Source organism: Streptomyces sp., assembly GCF_019510245.1.
GTDB lineage: Bacteria > Actinomycetota > Actinomycetes > Streptomycetales > Streptomycetaceae > Streptomyces.
Genome location: NZ_JAEKKT010000504.1, coordinates 1 through 1,586, shown reverse-complemented (window position 1 = coordinate 1,586; position 1,586 = coordinate 1). Strand labels below are relative to the sequence as shown.

Genomic DNA, 1,586 nt, shown 5'->3' with positions numbered 1-1,586 from the left:
GGTTCGCCCAGCGCAACGCCATGCATCCGACGGACGTCCGTGCCCTGATCGCCCTGATGGACGCCTCCCGCGCGGGCGAGGAGATGACGGCGGGGCGGCTCGGCGCGGAGCTCGGGCTCAACTCGGCGGGGACGACCTCGCTGCTCGACCGGTTGGAGCGGGCCGGTCATGTGCGGCGGGTGCGGGGGCGGGAGGACCGGCGCAAGGTGGTCGTCGAGGTGGACGAACGCGCGGTGGAGCTGGGGCAGGCCTTCTTCGGACCGCTGATCGGGCGGGCGGTGGAGCTGCTCCAGGGCTACGACGAGGGGGAACGGGCGGCGATCCGTGGCTTCTTGGCGGGCGTGCGGGACGCGGCGGCTGAGGAGGCCTGACGCGCGGACCGGCCGCTCCACTCAGTGGCGTTCGTCGGCCGCGAGTGCCTTCGCCTCCGTCTCCTCGTCGATTCCCAGTACCGGCCGGTCCGGGCGCTGCGGCGCCACCCCGCCGATCTCCCGCAGCCAGCGCCAGGTGTCGGCCACCGTCTCGGTGACCGGACGGCAGCGCAGGCCGGCCGCGACGGCCCGGGAGGTGTCTCCGCCATGGAGGCTGGTGTGCAGGTCGGTACCGGGCGGGACCCACACCGGCAGGCCGGTCCAGGGTTCGATGCCCGCGTCGAGGACGACGTCCGGGTCGGTCCAGCGCAGTTCGGCGTCCGACCCGGTCACGGCCACGCAGGCGTCGAGGAGTTCACCCATGGTGGTGTGGTCGCGCGGGCCGACCAGGTTGTACGGGCCGTTCAGCTCCGCCTCGGCGGCGCTCAGCGTCCACCGCGCCAGGTCGCGGACGTCGACGTACTGGAGAGGGAGGTCCTGTGGCCCCGGTGCGAGGACCGGGCCGCCGCGGGCGATACGGCCCAGCCACCACGGGAGCCGGCCGATGTTCTCGTACGGGCCGAGGATCAGCCCGGCCCGTACGAGCAGGGAGCGGTCCGTGCCGAACGCCTCGACGGCGGCCAGTTCACCGCCCCGTTTGTCCCGGGCGTAGTCGGTCTGCTCCGCGTCGGCCGCGGCGCCCTCGACCAGGGGCGCGTCCTCGGTGTGTCCGGCCGGCTGCGGCCAGGCGTACACCGAGCAAGTCGACACGTACGCGTACCGGTCGGCGCGGTCCCGCAGCAGCCGCGCCGCGTCCCGGACCGCGCGGGGCGCCGCCGACCAGGTGTCGACGATCAGGTCCCAGGGGCCCCCGTCGGCCAGGGCCGTGAGACCGCCGGGCGCGGTGCGGTCACCGTGCAGCGACCGCACCCCGGCCACGGGCGCGTGCCGTCCCCGGTGGAAGACGGTCACGTCCCAGCCGCGTTCCAGGGCCGCCTCGGCGACGGCCCGGCCGACGAACTCCGTACCACCCAGCAGAAGAAGTCTCATGCCGGTGACTGTGCCCGCCGGAGCGCCGCGGGGGAACCCGGATCTGCCCTGGGCAGACGGTCAGCGGTCGGTCGGCGGGGTGTACTTGTAGCCGACCCGGCGCACGGTCTGGATCGCGCCCCGGAACTCCGCGCCCAGCTTGCGGCGCAGCCGGGCGATGTGGACGTCGACGGTACGGCCGTCGCC

3 protein-coding genes are annotated in these 1,586 nt (G+C 74.8%); 1 reads left to right on the top strand and 2 read right to left on the bottom strand.

From position 1 onward, the window contains the following. On the top strand, window positions 1–371 hold a 371-nt coding region (locus tag JF597_RS54710; protein ID WP_294014632.1), incomplete at its 5' end, for a MarR family transcriptional regulator. A gap of 21 nt (window positions 372–392) precedes the next feature. Here JF597_RS54710 and JF597_RS54705 read toward each other — a convergent pair. Then, window positions 393–1,400, bottom strand: a complete 1,008-nt coding sequence (locus JF597_RS54705; protein WP_294014630.1) for an SDR family oxidoreductase — start codon at window positions 1,398–1,400, stop codon at window positions 393–395. Between the two features lie 60 nt (window positions 1,401–1,460). Further along, window positions 1,461–1,586 (bottom strand): winged helix-turn-helix domain-containing protein (locus JF597_RS54700; protein ID WP_294014634.1); only part of this gene is annotated, 126 nt, incomplete at its 5' end.